Consider the following 18675-nt stretch of genomic DNA (forward strand, 5'->3'; position numbering starts at 1 on the left):
TCGATCAGAGCAAGATTGCTTATCAAAAACCCCAGCCCACCGGCATGGTGCCGGATGTATTCGTCGGCTCCGCGCTGGAACTTGACGGCGACGAACGTGAATGGGTGCCGCAGTCGCCGACCGTCGCGTTCAGGCCGCTCGTGCTGAACGTGACCCAGGGCTACTACATCAACATCCTGCGGGTCCGGTCCTCGGGCGTGCTGTCGCGTCACCGCCATTCCGGACCGGTGCACGCCTTCACGCTGCGCGGAAGATGGCGCTACCTTGAGCATGACTGGATCGCGACGCCTGGCGACTATGCCTTCGAGCCGCCCGGCGAGACGCACACGCTCGTCGTTCCGGATGACGTCAAGGAGATGGCCACGCTCTTTCACGTGACGGGTGGATACACCTATGTCGATCCCTACGGCGAGGCGCTCGGATACGAAGATGTTTTCACCAAGCTCGAGCACGCGACCAGGCACTATGAAGCCGTCGGGCTCGGCAAGGACCATGTGAAGAGGATCGTCCGATGACGAGGCGCGAGACCGTCGATGTCGGCGGCGTTCCGATCAGCTATCTGACCGCCGGCAAGGGCGGTTCCCTGGTTCTCCTGCTTCATGGCACCTACTGGAGCCGCGTGTGGCAACCCGTGCTCGACGGCATCGCCGCGGCGGGCCTTCGCCCGGTGGCGGTCGATTTCCCAGGCTTCGGCCGCTCCGGAGGCGAACTCACCCTGAGCGAGGCCTCGGTCCCGGGTCTCTCCGCCTGGTTGGTGCGTTTCCTCGAAGCGCTCGGGCATGAGGGGCCGGTCATGGTCGCCGGCCATGACATTGGCGGAGGGGTGGCGCAGCATCTGGCGCTCGCTGGAACCGTGGAGGTCCCGCGCGTGGCGGTGGTGAACGGCATCATGTACGACTCATGGCCGGTGCCCGGCGTTGCCCGCTTCCGGGATCCGGCAGTGGCCGCCGCGACGACGCGGGATGATGTACTGGCCGCGCGCCGCGTGTCCGTCGTAAAGGCGCTCGGGCGTCCGGCAAGCGAAGCCGAGATCACCGAGTATCTCGAACCCTGGACCGACCCGCGGGTTGCCCGCTCCTGGTTGGCGCTCGCGGGCGCCGCGGACCACCGCTACACCATGGAGATGCTGCCGGCTCTTCTGCAGTCAAAGACGCCCAAGCTTCTGGTGTGGGGCGAGGACGACCCATTTCAGACAATCGACTATGCCGAACGCTACGCTCGCGAAATTCCGGAGACGAGGCTTGTACGGATCAAGTCGGCCGGCCACATTCCGATGGAGAATGATCCCAAGGTGGTGGCGGGAGCGCTGGCCGACTTCTTTGCTGCCAAACGAAGCTGACGGAGGAAGCCCATGAAGGTTGCGATCCTCGACGACTACCAGAACGTTGCGCTGCGGCTTGCTGACTGGTCGGCCGTCCGGCGGCACGCCGAGATCACCGTGTTCAACGACCACCTGGCTGATGCGGCAGCCGTCGTCGAGCGCCTGCGCCCGTTCGACGCGATATGCGTCATGCGCGAACGCACGCCGCTTACGAGGGAGATCCTGCAGCAGCTCCCGAACCTCAAGCTGATAGCGTCGACCGGACCGCGAAACGCCTCCATCAACATCCAGACCGCGACCGATCTCGGCATCGCGGTCACAGCGACCGGCTATGACTCCACACCCACCATCGAGTTCACCTGGTCGCTGATTCTGGCCAGCATACGAGGCATCGACCGGGAAGCCGCTTCGCTCAAGGCCGGGGGATGGCAAACGAGCCTCGGCTCAAGCCTGAGAGGTAGAAGCCTGGGTGTCGTCGGGCTGGGAAACATCGGAACAGAAGTGGCGCGCATCGGCCTCGCGTTCGGCATGAAGGCGATCGCCTGGAGCCAGAATCTCACTGAGGAGAAAGCAAGGGTCGCCGGCGCCACCCTCGTGGACAAGCAGACGTTGTTCCGCGAGGCCGACATCGTGACAGTTCATCTCGTCCTGAGCAGTCGTACCAAAGGGCTGATCGGGGCACCCGAGTTCGCCCTGATGAAGCCGACGGCGAGATTCGTCAACACATCGCGTAGTCCGATCGTCGACGAGGTGGCTCTGATCGAAGCGCTGCAGGCGCGCCGGATAGCCGGGGCGGCGGTCGACGTATTCGAGGTCGAGCCGTTGGGTCCAGATCACCCCTTCCGGAGGCTGGAGAACGTCCTCGCGACGCCTCACATCGGCTACGTAACCGAAGATCTCTATCGGACCTTCTACGGCGACGCCGCGGCCAGCATCGCAAAATGGATCGAGGTTAACGCAACGGCCGCATAGGCCTTTGCGACGAGCAAAATTTCTTATCAATACGAGGTCCAGGAATCATGAGCATGAGCAACCAGGGAAAGATCGTTCGGAATAAGGTGCTGGTCACGGGTGCAAGCGGCCTGCTGGGCGTCGCCGCGATCGAGAAGTTTCTTGCCGCGGGCTGGGAGGTGGTCGGCGTCTCGCGCCGCAAGCCCGAGCTGCCGAGCGGCCGCGACGTCCAGTTTCTATCCGTCGATCTGCGGGACGAGAAAAAGGCCCGCGCCGCGTTCGAGCCGCTGACCGACATCACCCACATCGCCTACACCGCTCTGCACGAGAAACCCGAGCTGGTAGCCGGCTGGTCGAGCAAGGAACAGATCGAGACCAACAACGCCATGCTGCGCAACGTGGTGAGCCCGATCGTGCACACCGCATCCAATTTCCGGCACATCAGCATTCTGCAGGGAACGAAGATCTATGGCGTGCACCTGCACCCGATCCCTATCCCGGCCCGCGAACGTGACGCCCACAGGGATCACCAGAACTTCTTCTTCGACCAGGAGGCCTATGTGCGTGAGATGGGCGCCCAGCACGGCTTCAACTATACGGCTCTACGCCCGCAGCTCGTCACCGGGCCCACCCCAGGCGCGTTGAACGTAGTCCCCGCCATCGGAGCCTACGCGGCAATCCGCCGCGAGAAGGGTGAACCGTTCGGTTTTCCTGGCGGTCCGTCGTTCGTCTGGGAAGCCGCCGATGCAGACCTCGTCGCGGACGTGATGGTCTGGGCTGCGCAGTCGCCCCAGGCGGCGAACCAGGCGTTCAACATCACTAACGGCGACGTGTTCGAGTGGCGCAATGTGTGGCCGGCCATGGCCGAAACCCTCGGTGCCGAAACCGGACCCGACATGCCAACGAGCGTGGCAGCATACCTCGATGAAAACGCGGATGTCTGGAACCGGATCGTCGCTAAGTACGATCTTCGCTCGCGGAACCTGCGGGAGCTGGTTGGCCAAGGGGACCAGCATGCGGACTTCGCGTTCGCTTATGGCGCGCCGGAAGGACCTCGGGCCTTCGTGAGCACCGTCAAACTGCGTCAGGCTGGGTTCACAAAGACAGTCGATACCGAGGACTCGTTCCGCAACGCACTGCAGTCTCTGATCGACCACAAGCTCTTGCCGTCAGCCGCGAAGTAGTTCCGGATGCTCGGCTCTCACCGATGCCGCTCCGCAAAGTCGCCGATCGCAGCCATTGATAGCGAAAGCGCCAAAGGGTCTTGCTTCGAATATGTACCGAGACTGACATGACGATCGCCGGATGCTGCCATCATGGAAGGTGAGAGACCCCCGAGCTTAGTCCGCTTGACCTTGCGATCGCGCCAAACGGAAATATCGTCGTGAGCAGCGAGCATCCGTTCGGTGCGGCCAATGCGGTGACGACGATCCGCGAATATGACCACGCTGACGGGCGTCTCGCGCGGGTGCTTGTTCCAAAATCTGGTGCGCGGTTTCAGAAGCCACGGGGTTTGCGCTTCGGGCCGGATGCCCGGCTCTATTGTGTGGCTCGAGACGAAGTCGTCGGTTTCGATTTCGAGACTGGAGAATGTCTCGGCGCCGTTGCGAGGCTGCCCCGCCTGAACGGCCAGGCCGTGCTCTTCTTTCCATGAGCCGAGCCATTCGCAAGGAGATGCCGCCGGCTATCCCTTTCCGTGGAAGATGCAGCGCACGAACACCTCGAGGTGCGGCGTGACAAGCACCACCAGGGTCGCGAAGGCGCTGCCGGTCACCGCGTAGGCATGGAGCGCATCGGCAATGCTCAGGTTGAGCATCCGTACCGTCCCGGCGACAACGCTCATCGTGCGCCGCCGGGAGCGGAAAGCGGATGACGGTGCCTCGTAACGGTCAGCGTAAGATTGTCTGTAGTTGGTCATCGGTCGTCTCCGTCGCGGCCCAAGCACCCGCTTGGGTCGCGAGAAGGCATGGTCAATTTTCCGCGGTCGTGGCAGACAGGACGTGGCAATATTGCTCATTCCCAGGGAGAATAGGGATAACGACAATGGATCGCTTGGCTTCGATGGAGACTTTCATCCGGGTGGTCGAGACAGGGTCCTTCTCCGGTGCCGCACGGCAGCTTCGCGTCGGGCAGCCGGCGGTCTCCAAGACCGTCGCGCAGCTCGAAAACTATCTGGGCGTCAAGCTGCTCACGCGCTCGACGCGCGGACTGACACCGACCGAGGCGGGACTCGGTTATTTCGAGCGCGCCAAGCGCGCGATCGAGGAGGCCGATGAGGCGGAACTCGCCGCGCGCGGCGCCGGCACCGGGCTGAAGGGACGATTGCGCGTTTGCGCCGCCGTTACATTTGCCCGCATTCACCTCATTCCGCTGCTGCCGCAATTCCTCGCACAACACCCGGACCTCGATCTGGAAGTCGTGCTCGACGACCGTCAGATCGACCTCGTGCAGGAGGGCATCGATCTGGCGCTGCGGATGGGAAAGCTGCTCGATTCGGCGCTGACAGTCCGCCGCATCGCTCGATGCAAGCGACTGGTCTTGGGTACGCCCGAATACTTCGAGCGTGCGGGTACCCCCGCAACGCCAGCCGATCTCAGCAAGCATCAGGCTGTCGTATATCTGCAGGGCGAAGGCAGCATCTGGTCGTTCCGGCGCGACAGCTCTGAAGCTGCGGTAAAGGTCCAAAGTAGGTTGAAGGTGACCGCGGCCGAAGGCGTCAGAGCCGCAGTGCTTGCCCATGCTGGGCTTACCATTTCGTCCGAATGGATGTTCACGCCGGAGCTGCGCTCGGGCGCCGTGCGCGCGGTGCTATCGGAATGGAGCCTGCCGCCACTCGATTTGTGGGCGGTGTTTCCGACCGGGCGAGCCGCGACAGCGAAAGCGCGGACTTTTGTTGATTTCTTCGAACGTAGCTTCAACCCGTGACAAGGATTTAGCCGAGGCGCCGGCGTTTCCGGCGCAGATGAGACGAACGAGCATCTATTCGATCCCGGCCGGCATTCAACGTCTCGGCGCGATCAGTCAAGGTGACACCAGAAGCGGAATTGCTCATCCCGAGCCCGCGAGAGAAGGAGTGTCATCATGTCCACCCAATCAACGAAGCATTCGACGAGTGTTGCCGCGGCCGTCGCGGCCGGTGTTGTCCTGTTCAGCCTGCTTTCGCCGGCAATGGCGGCGTCCGATCAAAACAACCCAGCCGTTCTGACCTCGCATTCGCCCTGGCTCGCGCCGACCGGTCATCGGCAGCCTGCAAGGCCGGACGTTTCCCAGAACGAGGTTCTGTCGGCCTGGGAGCGCCAGCAACAGGGTCTTGATGCCGAACTCGATCGAAAGCTGATCATCTGCCGCGGCTGCTGAAGTCTCTATTCCTGAGCGGAATAGGGTCTAGTCCGACGGCCTCGCTACCCTCCATGACGATCTGCTTTAGGTTCTTTCGCGTGAGTTCGATCCATAAGCCCACGCGAAACCCAAAGGGGTACCGACCATGTCGCTGCAAGCCAAACTCGATACGTTCAAGGCCGATTTCGAAGCCGGCAAACCGCCCTACAGCGTTTCTCGTTCCGTGATCGAGACCATGCATCGCGCCACCGCCGAACTGATCGCCTCCGGCGCTGCGCAGCGTGCCAAGAAAGCTGGCGACGTGGCCCCATCGTTCCTGCTGAAGGATCCCGAGGGGAACATCGTCAGCTCGGACGAGCTTTTGGAGAAAGGCCCGCTGGTCGTCAGCTTCTATCGTGGCGTCTGGTGCCCCTATTGTAACATGGAGTTGCAGGCGCTGGAGGCCGCCAAGCCGGCGTTCGACAAGTACGGCGCCTCGTTGCTCGCAGTCTCGCCGCAGACCGTGCCGAACAGCCGCAAGTCGATGCGCCAGAACAAGCTCACCTTCCCGATCCTGTCGGATGCGAAGGGCAAGGTCGGTGCCGCGTTCGGCCTGCGCTTCGAGCTGCCCGACTATCTGGTGGAGCTCTACAAGGGATTGAAGAACGATCTGCCCACGTTCAACGACGATCCGAGCTGGACCCTGCCGATGCCGGCCCGCTACGTGATCGGCCAGGACGACACCATCCTCTATTCCGAAGTGAACCCCGACTACACCCGCAGGCCCGCGCCCGAAGAGATGATCCCGGTGCTGCAGCGGGCCGCCGCCGTCAAGGTGTGACGACGACGATCAACCACTCGAAAAGCGCAATTGCGATCCCGTCGCGCTTCCCCCGAGGCGGCCGATGGGGCGCACGACGCAAAGCGACCATCGGCCGCTGTCACTCAAACCGACAGGAGACAACAATGAGCACACTATTCTCGCCGCTAAAAATTGGTCCCTATCAACTCGCCCATCGTGTCGTGATGGCGCCGCTGACGCGGATGCGCTCTGATCCAGGTGACATTCCGAGCAACCTGATGGTCGAGTACTATTCCCAGCGCGCGTCGAAAGGAGGCCTCATCATTTCGGAGGCGACGCCCGTGTCGATCCGCGGCAACGGCTACGCCGGCGCACCGGGCATCTATGCGGACCGTCAGATCAAAGGATGGCGGCGCATCACCGAGGCCGTTCACGCCAAGGGCGGCCGGATCTTCCTGCAGCTGTGGCATGTCGGCCGCCAGTCGCACACCGATCTGCAGCCCAATGGCGAGGCGCCGGTCGCGCCGTCCGCGATCGCGGCAGAAGGCTATGCCTATACCAAACAGGGCGACGTCCCGTTCTCGATGCCGCGCGCGCTCGCGCTCGAGGAGATACCCAGCATCATCGAGGAGTTTCGCGCCGGCGCCGAGCGCGCGCTGCGCGCTGGTTTTGATGGCGTCGAGATTCACGGTGCGAATGGCTATCTGCCCGATCAATTCCTCCAGGACGGCGCCAACAAGCGCACGGATGAATATGGCGGCCCCATCGGAAACCGCGCGCGCTTCCTCCTGGAGATCACGCAGGCTGCAATTTCGGTGTTCGGCGCCGATCGCGTCGGCGTCCGCATCGCGCCGAACGGCACCTATGGATCGATGTCGGACAGCAATCCCGCAGCTACCTTTGGCTACGTAGTGACCGAGCTAGATCGGTTGGGCATCGCCTACCTCCACGTGGTCGAGCCGCGCATCAAGGGCATCGAGGAGATCGGCAAGGGCCAGGCTCCTATCGCCGCCCAGCACCTGCGGCAAAAATTTAGCCGCACCCTGATCGCAGCCGGCGGTTTTACTGGTGAGAGTGCCGCGGCCATCGTTGCGGCAGGCGACGCCGATCTCGTCGCGTTCGGTCGCCACTTTATCGCCAACCCTGACCTGCCCGAACGGTTTCGGCGCAGTTTGCCTTTGAACCGCTACGACCGCTCGACGTTTTACGGCGGCGACGGGCGAGGCTACATCGACTATCCGACGCACGCCGACTTGGCGACGGCGGCAGTCTAGTTTCGGACCGAAGCTGCGGCGCGCCAGAGCACGGCGCGCCCACACTGGTCGCGCATCATGCCATAGCTGAAACAGACGACCGGCGGCCTGTCGGTGTGCTCGGCTATTAGGACGAACGAAGCTTTGACGGAGTGATTAGTCTTATTCCTAACGGGAATGGAGACCTGTCCTCCGAAAAGGGTTAGTCTCTCGCTCAATCGTTCATCGGGCTGAGGCGAATCTGAGTATTGCAAATGTGAGCGTTTGTATGAGGCCTCACTTCCATTAGCCATCATTTGAACGCGGAAATGGGCGGCAGGCTCGCCTTTAAGGGCGGCACGAAGAGGTAACAGCTCAAACCGGTCTGCGACGGAGAGTCGATGATCCCAAGCTTTGATGAGCCATCTCATAATTCGCCTTTCACCAAGCAGCACGGAGGCGCCCCCAGAAGAGGTTCAATGCGTATAAGCGTCCTTCAAGTCACCGACGACCAATGCCGCGCGGAGGCGTCGAAAAAGAAAATGGGAACGAACGCCATCATGGATTTTCATTTCGAGTCAGGACGCGGTCCGGGAATATTCGACAAGTTGTCTGTTTGCCCGCCAGCGTTCAATACCGGGCTGTGTGTACCGAAAACTTAAACACGGGCGTAGTGGTGATGAAGTCCGCCAAGGATGGCGCGTGAACTGATCACACCGGTTCGCTGAACCGGGCGAGACACTGGTGTATCCTTGTTCAAGGATCGATGAGTTCTGACGCGGTTGTAATAGTCCGCATAAGATCGCAGGATTCGGCGCAAATGCATCTCGCCCAAGACAATGATGTGGTCCACACACTCACGTCGGATCGATCCGATCAGCCGTTCGGCAAAGCCGTTCTGCCAGGGCGAGGCTGGTGCGGTAGGCTTGTCCCGGATGCCCATGGCGCGCAATCGGCGTGTGACGATGGTGCCATAAATGCGATCCCGATCGCGGATGAGGTAGTCCGGAGCCTCATCCCAAGGAAACGCCTCCGTTATTTGACGTGCAACCCATTCTGCCGTCGGATTTGCTGTGACGTTGATCCAGACAAGGTCTCTGCGGTCGAGCCGGACAATGACGAAGGCATAGAGCAGGTCGAAACCGATAGTTGGAACAACGAACAGGTCCGTGGCGGCAATGTCCGGCGCGTGGTTACGCAAGAAGGTTCGCCATCCCTGGCTGGGTGGCCCCCGTCGTTTGACCATGTACTTGGCGACGCTCGACTGCGCGATCTCAAACCCGAGCTTGAGCAGTTCGCCGTGGATCCGTGGCGCACCCCAAAGCGGATTTTCCATGCTCATCCGCCGGATCAATACGCGCAGCTCCGTGTCGATCCGCGGTCGCCCTCCCTGTGGGCGCGACTTCCAACGCCAGTAGCAGCGAAAGCCGGCCCGATGCCAACGAACGAGCGTCTCGGGCCGGATGATCGTGAGGACCTGCAGGATCGACGGAACCCAGCGGTAGAGCTGGATAAAGAACCAGCGATCATTGTTCGTAAGCCGGACGCGACCATGCAGCTTACGCCTCAAGACCATCAACTGATGTCGAAGCACCGCGTTCTCAGCTTCAAGCCGTAACTTCGACTTGAATGGAGAGGCTAGGACGGCCAGAACGTAACAGAGCAGCCCGATCATTCCGCCAGCTTAGGCGATTCCATCACGTCAGCAACTCGGAAGAGGTTTTCGGTACACACAGGCCTCTATCTTGAGATTTTGTCTTTAAGTGAAAGTACTGAGACACTGACCCCTGAGGGCTGCGGTCTGTTCGTCACGGCTTGGGCGCCATATTCGTCCTGGTGCAGCCAGCCATGAAAAACGGGCACGCAAGTCGATAAGGCGCGCAAGAACCGCTGCGTCACCTGATTTCGTGCGAGGCAGCATCGCTATGAGCGGCCGAAGACGCGAATGTTCATCAGTTGATTCCAACTCCGACATACCGCTCCAACCCCAGAGCGACTGCATGCTGCCTGCGTTTCCCGATTTGCGCAGAACAGAACTCATTCCCAAATATGTAATGCAAAACTCGCGAAATCAGTACGTTTGTTGATTCGCGTAATGAATGACCACAGTTGGCGCGCAAAGCGGCCGTTCATACGCAGACAGCATCCAACGACGGGCGCGACCCAGTCGTCATGTCCCCCTTCGCTGCCGTTCACGAAGCAACCTTGGCGACGCCCATCTGCTGGAGCAGTGTCAGATTATCTTCGATATGCCAGTTGTCGATGATGCGGCCGTTCTGGGTCCGCTTTTGGTAATGCCAACCCCATCTTGCGCGTCGCCATTGCCGCATTCGGCGCTCCGTAACGGCACACGAAGTGTACGGCAAGAACTGTTCGGCACTCCCGCGCTTCACGAACTGATCGATGTCATGCGTGTGACGCTCGGGGGAAATGGCGTAATTGCCGTGCCATTACGCCTTTTCGTAATTGAGGACACTCAAGATCGGATGGGCCATCTGACTCCCAAACAGCAAAAGGCTCGGAATCGATATCCGTTCCCGTTTGAGGCAGTCATCAATCCGATCTGGTACGCGACTTCCCCGGAGATGGTGATCGAGACAGAGGGGTGTCTCAGCATTCCCGGTTTTAAGGCGGACGTTTGCCGCTACTAGGCGATCGAGGTTGAAGGATTTCAGGCGAATGGCCGGCGGAAAACTTGGTCCGTCAAAGGATGGCCGGCGCGCATCTTTCAACACGAAAGCGATCACCTTGACGGACGGCTGCTTACCGATTGCATGCTTCCAAGAACGCTCACTTCGACCGAGCCGCACGGTACAGGTGCTTCGTCCAACCTACTCCAACGCCTCGCCATTTCGATCCAACCGCCCAAGGAAAAATGAAGGGGATTTGTGTGAATCGATGTGACCCCTCACTTGCCGCGAGACGCCGGTAGCCGCGCGATCATCGTGCGCAGTGTCCTTCGGCACTTCTCGGCTGGTGCCGATCTCGATATTTTCGATAAGCGCGCGGAGTAGGGAGAGTCGATCTAGCCAGTGAAAACCGACGTTTGAACGGCGTCGAAGATCTTCGCTTCATGGAATTGCTGCCGATGCCGTTGATCGCGAGCGTCCATGGACCTCAACCTGTTTGGCCGCACCTGGTTGGTGAATCTTAGTTTCGATTCCCTCCGGCTACGTCTCGCGCATTGGCTATGTGTTCGCGCTGCCAGTTGAGCCATTCTAAGAATGATTAGAATGTGGCGCCGCGAAATTACGGCCGTAACCGTATTCTCCACGCCAGTGATGATCCCGTAACTGCCAGTCGTCAAAGCTTCGCGCCTGTTCAGGGAGAATCTTATGTTGCCGAAATGCCAATCCTCTTCGTCGCCTTCGTTGGGCGCCTATCAGCGAACCCTAACCACGTCTGCGGGCAGTCTTCGAACGATGCTCGTCGAGCGCGGGCGCCGGGAGCGAGAGATCAAAAAGGCCGTCGCTGCCTTGGCGAAACTCGATGACCGGACATTGCGGGATATCGGCATTCCTCAGCGGTCGCAGATTGAGCAGGTCGTGAGGTACTGCCGTGATTGCTGACGTGGTCAGCTATGCAATCGCCGCATTCGGCTTCATCCATGCAGTGCTTGGCTTGTTCGTCTCCGACTAGCCTTGAAATTCATTCAGCGCGAGCGAGGGTTGAAGGGGTGATGCGCTTTCGGCTGCTGCCTCGGTGGGACGGTCAAGACGTTGAAGCGCCACCAGCAACGCCGCGCATCCGTGGGCTAGAAGTTAATGACTCAAGGCATCTCACTTCTTGGTGACGGGAGGGGAACATGAACGCTGACCGGTTAATCGAAGAATGGAGGCAGCAGGGCCGTGTTCTCGAGGTCGAGGGGGCGAACACGGTCTTGTGGCGGATGGGCCAGGGAGAGACCGTTATTTGTGTTCATGGGGTTCCCACTTCTGGCTTTCTTTATCGAAAGCTTCTGCCGGAATTGGCCAGCCGCGGGTTTGAGGGGATCACTCTTGATTTACCGGGATTAGGTCTTGCCGATCGGCCGGCCGATTTCGATTACAGCTGGAGCGGGTTCGCCACGTGGTATCTGAAAGCCATCGACGCGGCAGGTATAAGAGATTTTCATTTTGTGGTTCACGACATAGGGGGGCCTGTCGGTTTTGAAATCATCCGGCGCGTTCCCAGTAGAATTAAGTCGCTCACGGTTCTCAATACGCTCGTCGATGTGAGCCAATTCCGGCGGCCGTGGGTCATGGAGCCTTTTGCCTGGCCGGTCGTCGGCTGGCTTTGGTTACAATCCGCGCGAACTCCGATGTTTTACGTTCTCAATAAAACGTTCGGCACGCGCAACATCAGCAGAGCAGAGTCCGCTGCTTATGCCCAGCTTCTCTTGGGGCCAGATAGCGGACGAGCGTTCCTCCAGATTATGCGGAGCTTCGAACGGACCCCCGCTTTTGAGCAGGGTATCAAGGCCGCTCTGAAGGCGCGAAAATTCCCGGCCCAGATCATTTGGGGCAAGGATGATCCAGCTTTGAGAATGAAAAAATACGCACCTTATTTGCTGAAGGCTTTGGATACCGAAAGCTACCAGGTGGTTTACGGAAAACATTTTTTGCAGGAAGACTCTTCCCCCGCGATTGCGTCTTTAATCGCCAGATTGACCAGCGCGTCGGGTAGTGCTGCGGAATCGCCGTGAAACCCCTCATTGCGAGCTTCTACAGCGCACTTCGTGACGATCGCGGCAGTCGAGATGGGCGTCGAGCGTCCGCTGATGGCGGATATTGTTGAAAAAGTCTTCTTGCGGCAGGGGACTCAAGTTCTCCGAGCCGTAGGCGCAATGATCGATTAATAATGTGGGGGACTACACCGCCGCGGGCCAAACTCACAGGCGATTCCGGTAACGGATTTGCGGCGGCATTGATCGACGATTGTCGCTTGTTTCGTCCTTTGGCGGAAAATCAGCCGCAGGGCTTTTTTGGGGCTTTTGCAACAGCATCGGCAAAAGCGGACACTCAACCGCAAACGAAGGCTCATGACTAGTAGCGAGCGAACAGAGACCTATCCGAATCTCTAACTGGTGGGGAATTGCAAGCAATACGGTCGCGTGGAGGCTTCGCGTTTCCGTAGCAGCGCCGTCTCGCCTAGTGTTCGCCTCGTGTTTGTTCGCTGGCCTACAATCGCAACCGTTTTCCCGAGACTGAAATAGCGCGGTAGCGCGGCCCGGCCAATTTGGTGCCTGCCATCAGCAACGGGAGACCAGCCAAATGAAAGTGACCCCAGCAGGTGCTTTGATGCACCAGGTGCAAACTCGGCCAAAAAGTGCGGCATTTGTCTTTCACGAAGAAGTGTGGACCTACGAGCGGCTTGCGGTCGAGGCCGAAAGCCTGGCGCGCGGAATGTCGGTACGCGGCATCGGGCCGGGGGATCGCGTTGCCATTCACATGGTGAACCGGCCCGAAATGATCGTCGCCTATTATGCCTGCTTTCAATTGGGGGCGATCGCGGTACCATTGCGAACCGCATTCAAATTCGCTGAACTCGCTCCCATTCTGCGCCGGCTGAGACCGGCGCTCTACCTTGGTGAAATGAGCCTTTACGATAATGTCGCCGCGGTTGACGCCTCGATCCTGGCGCTTGACAAGCGCTTTGTCGTCAAAGGAACCTTCGAGGACGACGGTGTCCAGCCGTGGGAAGCCCTATTCGACGCCCCCGGTAACGAGAGTTTGTCGACCCCACCGGGTTCCTATAAACCATCGGTTCTGATCACCACATCCGGAACTACCGGCGAACCCAAATTCGTCGTTCATACGCCGGCGACACTGGCCGAAACGACGGACCTGCTGATCAGGAATTGGGGATTGTCGGACGGCGATATCATGATCGAGCCCTTGCCGCTGGCGCATATGAGCGGGCTCATCACGTCGCTCGCCTTCATTCAGTTCGGCGCCCTTTTCGTCCTGCTCGAAAGTTTTGACGCGGATATCGTCCTCGACACCGTCGAACGCCATTGCTGCACCTGGTTGGCCGGTTTTCCGGCCCAATATGCGGCAATGCTTGGGTGCCAACTGGCCCGGCCGCGCAATCTGAAGTCCTTGCGAATCTGCCTGACCGGAGCGGATACCTGTCCGGTCGATCTGCAGGAGCGCGTCACCGCGACCTTTGGCGCTCCGCTCTACAACGTCTGGGGTGCAACGGAAGTCGTGGGATCTCTGACCTTCGGCCTGCGACCCGGACCGGTCGTGCGGGTCCCCAAGGGTGCGCGGATCCGGTTGGTCGATGCAAAAGGCGCAGATGTCGGCAACGGTGAGGTTGGCGAACTCCTGATCCGCGGCGGAAACGTCTTCGACGGCTACTGGAACGATCCGAAAGCAACCGGCGAAAGCCTGAGGGCCGGCTGGTATCACACCGGCGATCTGATGCGGCGCGGCGAGGGAGACGAGCTCTGGTTCGTATCCCGCAAGAAGGACATTATCATTCGCGGCGGCACCAACATCTCACCCGTCGAAGTGGAGCAGGCGCTGGTCGCCTCGCATCCTGCGGTCAGGGAAGCCGCGGTGGTTGGCATACCGGATGCCGTACTCGGTCAACGCATGGTCGGTTTTGTCAAGCTCGCAGACGGAGCCAAGGACACGGTCGTCTCCGAAATCCTGGGCAATGTCGCGACGCGGCTTGCATCCTACAAGGTGCCCGAGAGCCTCGAGATAATCGACGAACTGCCCCGCAACGCGCTGAGCAAGGTCGATCGCAACGCGCTGCAGGCCATCGCGGCCAAGACCGACCAGGCCGACAAAGCTGGCCCTGCGCTGATTGAAGCGATGGCGTTGCAACCTAAACAGCCCGACGCGCGGCTGCCCAGTCGCGTGGCTCGGATCAGCTAGGTCCCTCCACACAGGATTCCATGTGAACCGAAAACGGCTGACGTCGGCGACATCACGCGCCGACTCACGCCGAGACGATTTGCGCCGAACCCGGGAGATCTAAATCATGCGAAACTTGATCAGGACAATTGTGTTGCTGGCTATCTTCGGCAGTCGCGCGACGATTGCGCAGACCGTTGGAAGCGCGACATCGTCGGCGCAGTCCGCACGTGCAACCGCACCCTCTCTGCTCGTGCCCTCATTGCTGACGCAAAATACACCATTGATCGGCGCGCCGGTCGGCCACCGCCAACCGCATGCGCGTGACGTTCCATCCGAGAACCCCGGCGATCTCGAGCATATCGGGGAGGAGGATGCAGCCGTGGATCGCAAGCTCAATATTTGCCGCGGCTGCTGAGGTTATTGGCTGAATGCCCGTTGCAAATCGTATCCGCCCGCTTGGCTGCTGCGAGAGGTTCTTCCGTCTTTATTCGCTCGCCTTTCCCGTACATTTCTGTCTCGTCGCTCAAATCGGAGGCGCGTTTGATGCGGCCAGGCTCAGCGCGGCGTTCGATCAGGTTCGCAGGCGGCATCCCGCGCTGAGGGTCTGTATCGTTGACGATGCAGAAACCGGACCGGCGTTCCATGAAACCGATAACTCGATCGAAGTCCATGCGGCTCCGGTTGACGCAGACATCGACTGGCGCGGGGTCGTCGAAAGTGAACTTACTCTGCCTTTCGACACGACGCCGGGGCCGCTCATGCGGGCGACGGCTTTGTGGGCATCCGACGGCGCTTCGATCGTCCTGACGTTTCATCATGCGATGGCCGACGCGCTGTCAGGAATTCGTGTTCTCGACGATCTCATGCGTGCTCTCGCCGGCGAGCATCTCGACGCACTGTCGCCGCTTCCTCCCCTTGAAGAAATGCTCGCCATTTCCGCCGCCAATTCGCCCGTCCCGCAGCATACAGCGTTCCGTACTAATATCTCGCCAGCCTCCGAGCGGGTTGCACAAGCGTCCGATAAGCTCGCCGTGAATATCGCGATCTTGGAATGGGACCAGAAAGAGACCGCCCGCCTCATACAGTGCTGCAAGGAGAACGGTACGACGGTACATGGCGCAATCTGTGCTGCCGCCTCACGTCACCTCCCACCTTCCGACGCCAATGCAATAAGGCTGCACTGCCCTATGGACTTGAGTAGGATCGCGTCAATTGAAGCCGGCCACTGCGGCGTCTTTATCGGCGCCGGCGTCGTCGAGATCCCCGCGGCGCGCCAACAGTCCCTCTGGCGCGATGCTCGCGAAATTGTCGATCGCTTGCGGGCGGCGAGATCGCCCGCGGCGGTGACAGCAATGCTGCAATGGATAGCGGCCGAGTTTCCGCCGACGGCCGGCAGGCAGGAGGTAGAGGAGTTCTTTGCTTCCCAACCGCAAAGTGCTGCAGTCATCTCGAATCTCGGCGTCCTGCCCCTTGCGGTAGATTATGGGCCGCTGACGCTCAAGGCGATCTGGGGGCCGGCTATGTTGACTAATCTTCCTGCCGATCGGCAGACCATAGGCGTCAATACGTTCGCCGGCCGGCTCCGTATGGTTCATCAGAGCTACCAGCCGATCCCTGGCCTTCTGGACGCGATCCGTCGGACTCTTCTCAGCTCCTGTGCCTAGCGTCGCGGCCACAATCGGAGCGCGTCGCACCCGATTCCCATATTGATTTGTACCGTCGCAAAGCCATCACACATTGCAGCCGTAACCGTTTCGCGCTGCCGCGAAGCCGAGGCGTAACAGCGATCCTCCACCCTGTTCTCTGCTTGAGCCGACCCGTCGGACATTTCTCGGATGGGAGCTCTTTCCGGCAACCAGGAACAGGTCACATGAAAATCCTCATCGCTTCGACGCCCGCCACGGGCCATCTCAATCCGCTGCTTGCGATTGCACGCATCTTGATGGCCGAAGGCCACGAAATAGCTTTTCTGTCGGGCAGCGTTCTCCGCAGCCGCATCGAAGCCATCGGGGCGAAATTCCACGCCCTTCCCAAGGGGGCGGACTTCGATCTGCGGGATTTCGACTCGGTGGCTCCCGAACTGAAAAGCATAGCCCCGGGGCTCGACTGGTTACGCGTCGCTCTGGAGCGAGTGTTCGTCGACCCCATTCCTGCTCAGCACGAGGGTCTGCTGCAGGTTTTGCGGGGCTTCCCCGCCGACATCATCATCGCCGACGACATGCTGTTCGGGGCAGTGCCGATGCTGCTCGGACCGCGGTCGAAGCGGCCTCCCATCGCGCTTTGCGGCACCTCGTTCTTGCACTGGCACCGTGAAGATGGGGCTCCGCATTTTGTCGGCTTACCCCCTGCAACGACGAAACAGCAGTGCGACCACTACGCGGCGATGTATCGTGAACACGACAGAATAATTTATCAGCCCGTGGCTGATCGCCTGAATCGATCGCTGGCAACCCTGGGCGTCGGACCGTTATCGACGACCCTATTCGATTCCGTGGTCGAGCTTGCCGATGCTTATCTGCAGCTGACGGTTCCAAGCTTCGAGTTTCCGCGCGCCATTCCGGCCTCGGTACATTTTGTCGGCACGCCTCCGATCATTCCTGGTCAAGCTCCGCTGCCATCCTGGGCCGATGAGCTCGACGGCTCGCGCAAGGTGGTGCTGGTGACGCAGGGAACGGTGGCCAATCACAATTTCGGCCTTGTGATCGGCCCGACGCTACAGGCGCTTGCGCACGAGCCCGATCTCCTCGTTGTCGCCACGACAGGCGGGCGCCCCATCGACGCCATACCAGGACCAATTCCGGACAATGCGCGCCTTTCCCAATATCTGCCGTTCGAATGGATACTGCCGGAGGTCGACGTGTTCGTCACCAACGGCGGTTATGGCAGCGTCAACCAGGCGATGAGCTTTGGAATTCCCCTTGTCACCGCGGGGCTGACCGAAGACAAGGCCGACGTCAATGCGCGTGTCGCATGGTCCGGTGTCGGGATCGATCTTGCGAGCAACGAGCCAACGCCACAGGCGTTGCGCGAAGCCGTTCGGACCGTGCTCGACAAGCCCGATTATCGTCGGCGCGCGGCGGCGATAGCTGGCGAGTTCGCCGGTATCGACACGCAATCCGAAGTGCTTCGGATCGTTGGCCAACTGTCCCATGGTTCAAAGCAGGCGGGCTCGCAGCGAAGTCGGGCGAGGGCAGTCAGTCGTCAGTTACAAATCTAGCTCGATAAGCCCACGTCGAGATCGCTATTGCGTCGGCCTCAGCACTCATTGGGATCGCCGGTTTTGCATATCGCGGATGGGTCGCGTCTGACCCATCCCGTTTGCCGGCATGTTCCATGACCTGAAGCTATCCATCATCGCTCAAATGATTCGGGGAATCTACCATGCTTGAATTGCTTGGCCCGGCCATGTCGATCACCACAGCCGCGCTGCTGGCGCAGTCGAGCCTTCGAAGCTGGAGGGCAGAGAATAAGTTCTTGAAATGGGGCGGCACCGTCTTGTCCGCTTTGTTCTCAGGCGCCGTATCCCTGATAAGCGTCATTATGCTCGTCGGACTCATCAAGCTGCATGCCCGCAGCGCGCCCGTCTCCGAGTTAAAGGTCGCCGGCACGCCCGAACAGATTGCACTCGGCCAGGCGATATCCGACGGCTTCTGCAGCGGTTGCCATTCACGAGCCGGCACGCTCACCGGCGGTCTCGACCTCGCCCAGGATCTTCCACTGCCGATCAGATTGTTTGTGGCCTCCAACCTCACTCCTGCCGGGCAACTTAGCCACTGGTCGGATGGAGACATTTTTCGGGCCATTCGCAACAGTGTCGACAAGGATGGGCGCTGGCTGATCATCATGTCCTACACAATGAACTCCGGGCGATCTAAGAATATCTGACACACATGCCGAACGCTTGAGCCCTTTGCACAATGGCGCAATCCATGGATTGCCGATTGCCGTCGCGACCATCGCCGGCGCCTCAGAAGTCGACCATGCGCTGATCGGCGTCGAAGCGTCGCGCCAGAACGGAGGCTGTGGAGCTAATTCGGCACGGTCTGCACCAATGCGACTCGATCGCGCGATGCGTTCCGGCGCAGGACCGTCACAACGGCCGATGGGCTGATCGTCTTCGCCGATGCCGCTTCGAAACGCAGTAGCTGTCGAAACGCGAGCCGGCAGCTACCGCAGCGCTATCGGCAAAATTCCTGATGAAAG

Annotated in this window: 19 protein-coding genes and 1 pseudogene; 17 read left to right on the forward strand and 3 right to left on the reverse strand. The window is 60.3% G+C overall.

Annotated features, from left to right (window positions below):
* The first annotated feature begins 44 nt into the window (after positions 1 to 44).
* From B5525_RS23225 to B5525_RS23245, 5 genes are all read left to right on the forward strand, one after another.
* Complete coding sequence (locus tag B5525_RS23225) at positions 45 to 515, forward strand: 2,4'-dihydroxyacetophenone dioxygenase family protein (RefSeq protein WP_244568068.1); 471 nt, start codon at positions 45 to 47, stop codon at positions 513 to 515.
* Positions 512 to 1339 (forward strand): alpha/beta fold hydrolase, encoded by an 828-nt coding sequence (locus B5525_RS23230; RefSeq protein ID WP_079568092.1) that lies wholly within the window; start codon positions 512 to 514, stop codon positions 1337 to 1339. Before B5525_RS23225 ends, B5525_RS23230 begins: the two co-directional genes overlap by 4 nt.
* Positions 1340 to 1351: 12 nt before the next feature.
* A complete protein-coding gene (locus B5525_RS23235; protein ID WP_079568093.1) occupies positions 1352 to 2293 on the forward strand; it encodes a D-2-hydroxyacid dehydrogenase family protein in 942 nt (313 codons plus the stop codon).
* Positions 2294 to 2346: 53 nt separating this feature from the next.
* Entirely contained in the window at positions 2347 to 3456 is a 1110-nt protein-coding gene (locus tag B5525_RS23240; protein ID WP_079573695.1) for an SDR family oxidoreductase, read from the forward strand.
* A gap of 200 nt (positions 3457 to 3656) precedes the next feature.
* On the forward strand, positions 3657 to 3926 hold the full coding sequence (locus B5525_RS23245) for a hypothetical protein (protein ID WP_079568094.1): 270 nt from the start codon (positions 3657 to 3659) through the stop codon (positions 3924 to 3926).
* A 30-nt stretch (positions 3927 to 3956) separates the two neighbouring features.
* Here B5525_RS23245 and B5525_RS44250 read toward each other — a convergent pair whose 3' ends face one another.
* A complete protein-coding gene (locus B5525_RS44250) occupies positions 3957 to 4190 on the reverse strand; it encodes a hypothetical protein (RefSeq protein ID WP_154073381.1) in 234 nt (77 codons plus the stop codon).
* Positions 4191 to 4315: 125 nt separating this feature from the next.
* Here B5525_RS44250 and B5525_RS23250 point away from each other — a divergent pair, with 125 nt between their 5' ends.
* The 4 genes from B5525_RS23250 (at position 4316) to B5525_RS23265 (ending at position 7666) form a co-directional block, all read left to right on the forward strand.
* A complete protein-coding gene (locus tag B5525_RS23250; RefSeq protein ID WP_079568095.1) occupies positions 4316 to 5197 on the forward strand; it encodes a LysR family transcriptional regulator in 882 nt (293 codons plus the stop codon).
* A 156-nt stretch (positions 5198 to 5353) separates the two neighbouring features.
* Positions 5354 to 5629, forward strand: coding sequence for a hypothetical protein (locus tag B5525_RS23255; RefSeq protein WP_079568096.1), 276 nt, complete (start codon positions 5354 to 5356; stop codon positions 5627 to 5629).
* Between the two features lie 127 nt (positions 5630 to 5756).
* Complete coding sequence (locus B5525_RS23260) at positions 5757 to 6431, forward strand: peroxiredoxin-like family protein (protein ID WP_079568097.1); 675 nt, start codon at positions 5757 to 5759, stop codon at positions 6429 to 6431.
* Positions 6432 to 6556: 125 nt separating this feature from the next.
* Positions 6557 to 7666, forward strand: coding sequence for an alkene reductase (locus B5525_RS23265; RefSeq protein WP_079568098.1), 1110 nt, complete (start codon positions 6557 to 6559; stop codon positions 7664 to 7666).
* A 616-nt stretch (positions 7667 to 8282) separates the two neighbouring features.
* Here the strand turns inward: B5525_RS23265 and B5525_RS46485 are convergent.
* Positions 8283 to 9299 (reverse strand): integrase core domain-containing protein, encoded by a 1017-nt coding sequence (locus tag B5525_RS46485; protein ID WP_079568099.1) that lies wholly within the window; start codon positions 9297 to 9299, stop codon positions 8283 to 8285.
* A gap of 517 nt (positions 9300 to 9816) precedes the next feature.
* On the reverse strand, positions 9817 to 9954 hold the full coding sequence (locus tag B5525_RS46490) for an ester cyclase (RefSeq protein ID WP_244567548.1): 138 nt from the start codon (positions 9952 to 9954) through the stop codon (positions 9817 to 9819).
* Between B5525_RS46490 and B5525_RS47890 the strand changes: the two are divergent.
* The 8 genes and pseudogenes from B5525_RS47890 to B5525_RS23315 all read left to right on the forward strand — a co-directional run bounded on the left by B5525_RS47890 (position 9919) and on the right by B5525_RS23315 (position 18357).
* A pseudogene (locus B5525_RS47890) lies at positions 9919 to 10503 on the forward strand (peptide deformylase). The gene B5525_RS46490 and the pseudogene B5525_RS47890 sit on opposite strands and share 36 nt — an antisense overlap.
* Before the next feature lie 543 nt (positions 10504 to 11046).
* Positions 11047 to 11193 carry a DUF1127 domain-containing protein gene (locus tag B5525_RS47895; protein ID WP_172899947.1) on the forward strand — a complete coding sequence of 49 codons (147 nt, stop codon included), beginning with the start codon at positions 11047 to 11049 and terminating at the stop codon, positions 11191 to 11193.
* A gap of 236 nt (positions 11194 to 11429) precedes the next feature.
* Positions 11430 to 12308: an alpha/beta fold hydrolase gene (locus tag B5525_RS23290; protein WP_079568103.1), complete on the forward strand. Its 879-nt coding sequence runs from the start codon at positions 11430 to 11432 to the stop codon at positions 12306 to 12308.
* 568 nt (positions 12309 to 12876) lie between these two features.
* Positions 12877 to 14490, forward strand: a complete 1614-nt coding sequence (locus tag B5525_RS23295) for a class I adenylate-forming enzyme family protein (RefSeq protein WP_079568104.1) — start codon at positions 12877 to 12879, stop codon at positions 14488 to 14490.
* A gap of 106 nt (positions 14491 to 14596) precedes the next feature.
* Positions 14597 to 14887, forward strand: a complete 291-nt coding sequence (locus tag B5525_RS23300; protein WP_079568105.1) for a hypothetical protein — start codon at positions 14597 to 14599, stop codon at positions 14885 to 14887.
* Between the two features lie 13 nt (positions 14888 to 14900).
* The gene (locus B5525_RS23305) at positions 14901 to 16136 is read left to right on the forward strand and encodes a condensation domain-containing protein (protein WP_079568106.1); all 1236 of its coding nucleotides are present in this window, start codon (positions 14901 to 14903) and stop codon (positions 16134 to 16136) included.
* Between the two features lie 206 nt (positions 16137 to 16342).
* Positions 16343 to 17689, forward strand: coding sequence for a glycosyltransferase (locus B5525_RS23310; protein ID WP_079568107.1), 1347 nt, complete (start codon positions 16343 to 16345; stop codon positions 17687 to 17689).
* A gap of 164 nt (positions 17690 to 17853) precedes the next feature.
* Positions 17854 to 18357 (forward strand): hypothetical protein, encoded by a 504-nt coding sequence (locus B5525_RS23315; RefSeq protein WP_079568108.1) that lies wholly within the window; start codon positions 17854 to 17856, stop codon positions 18355 to 18357.
* Positions 18358 to 18675 lie beyond the last annotated feature (318 nt).

The sequence above is a fragment of the Bradyrhizobium erythrophlei genome (assembly GCF_900129505.1).
Classification (GTDB): Bacteria; Pseudomonadota; Alphaproteobacteria; order Rhizobiales; family Xanthobacteraceae; genus Bradyrhizobium; species Bradyrhizobium erythrophlei_D.

Coding starts and splice junctions, on each gene's coding strand:
- B5525_RS23225 (WP_244568068.1), top strand. CDS start 45: ATGGTGCCGGATGTATTCGTCGGCTCCGCGCTGGAACTTGACGGCGAC.
- B5525_RS23230 (WP_079568092.1), top strand. CDS start 512: ATGACGAGGCGCGAGACCGTCGATGTCGGCGGCGTTCCGATCAGCTAT.
- B5525_RS23235 (WP_079568093.1), top strand. CDS start 1,352: ATGAAGGTTGCGATCCTCGACGACTACCAGAACGTTGCGCTGCGGCTT.
- B5525_RS23240 (WP_079573695.1), top strand. CDS start 2,347: ATGAGCAACCAGGGAAAGATCGTTCGGAATAAGGTGCTGGTCACGGGT.
- B5525_RS44250 (WP_154073381.1), bottom strand. CDS start 4,190: ATGACCAACTACAGACAATCTTACGCTGACCGTTACGAGGCACCGTCA.
- B5525_RS23250 (WP_079568095.1), top strand. CDS start 4,316: ATGGATCGCTTGGCTTCGATGGAGACTTTCATCCGGGTGGTCGAGACA.
- B5525_RS23255 (WP_079568096.1), top strand. CDS start 5,354: ATGTCCACCCAATCAACGAAGCATTCGACGAGTGTTGCCGCGGCCGTC.
- B5525_RS23260 (WP_079568097.1), top strand. CDS start 5,757: ATGTCGCTGCAAGCCAAACTCGATACGTTCAAGGCCGATTTCGAAGCC.
- B5525_RS23265 (WP_079568098.1), top strand. CDS start 6,557: ATGAGCACACTATTCTCGCCGCTAAAAATTGGTCCCTATCAACTCGCC.
- B5525_RS46485 (WP_079568099.1), bottom strand. CDS start 9,299: ATGATCGGGCTGCTCTGTTACGTTCTGGCCGTCCTAGCCTCTCCATTC.
- B5525_RS46490 (WP_244567548.1), bottom strand. CDS start 9,954: ATGCGGCAATGGCGACGCGCAAGATGGGGTTGGCATTACCAAAAGCGG.
- B5525_RS47895 (WP_172899947.1), top strand. CDS start 11,047: ATGCTCGTCGAGCGCGGGCGCCGGGAGCGAGAGATCAAAAAGGCCGTC.
- B5525_RS23290 (WP_079568103.1), top strand. CDS start 11,430: ATGAACGCTGACCGGTTAATCGAAGAATGGAGGCAGCAGGGCCGTGTT.
- B5525_RS23295 (WP_079568104.1), top strand. CDS start 12,877: ATGAAAGTGACCCCAGCAGGTGCTTTGATGCACCAGGTGCAAACTCGG.
- B5525_RS23300 (WP_079568105.1), top strand. CDS start 14,597: ATGCGAAACTTGATCAGGACAATTGTGTTGCTGGCTATCTTCGGCAGT.
- B5525_RS23305 (WP_079568106.1), top strand. CDS start 14,901: ATGCCCGTTGCAAATCGTATCCGCCCGCTTGGCTGCTGCGAGAGGTTC.
- B5525_RS23310 (WP_079568107.1), top strand. CDS start 16,343: ATGAAAATCCTCATCGCTTCGACGCCCGCCACGGGCCATCTCAATCCG.
- B5525_RS23315 (WP_079568108.1), top strand. CDS start 17,854: ATGCTTGAATTGCTTGGCCCGGCCATGTCGATCACCACAGCCGCGCTG.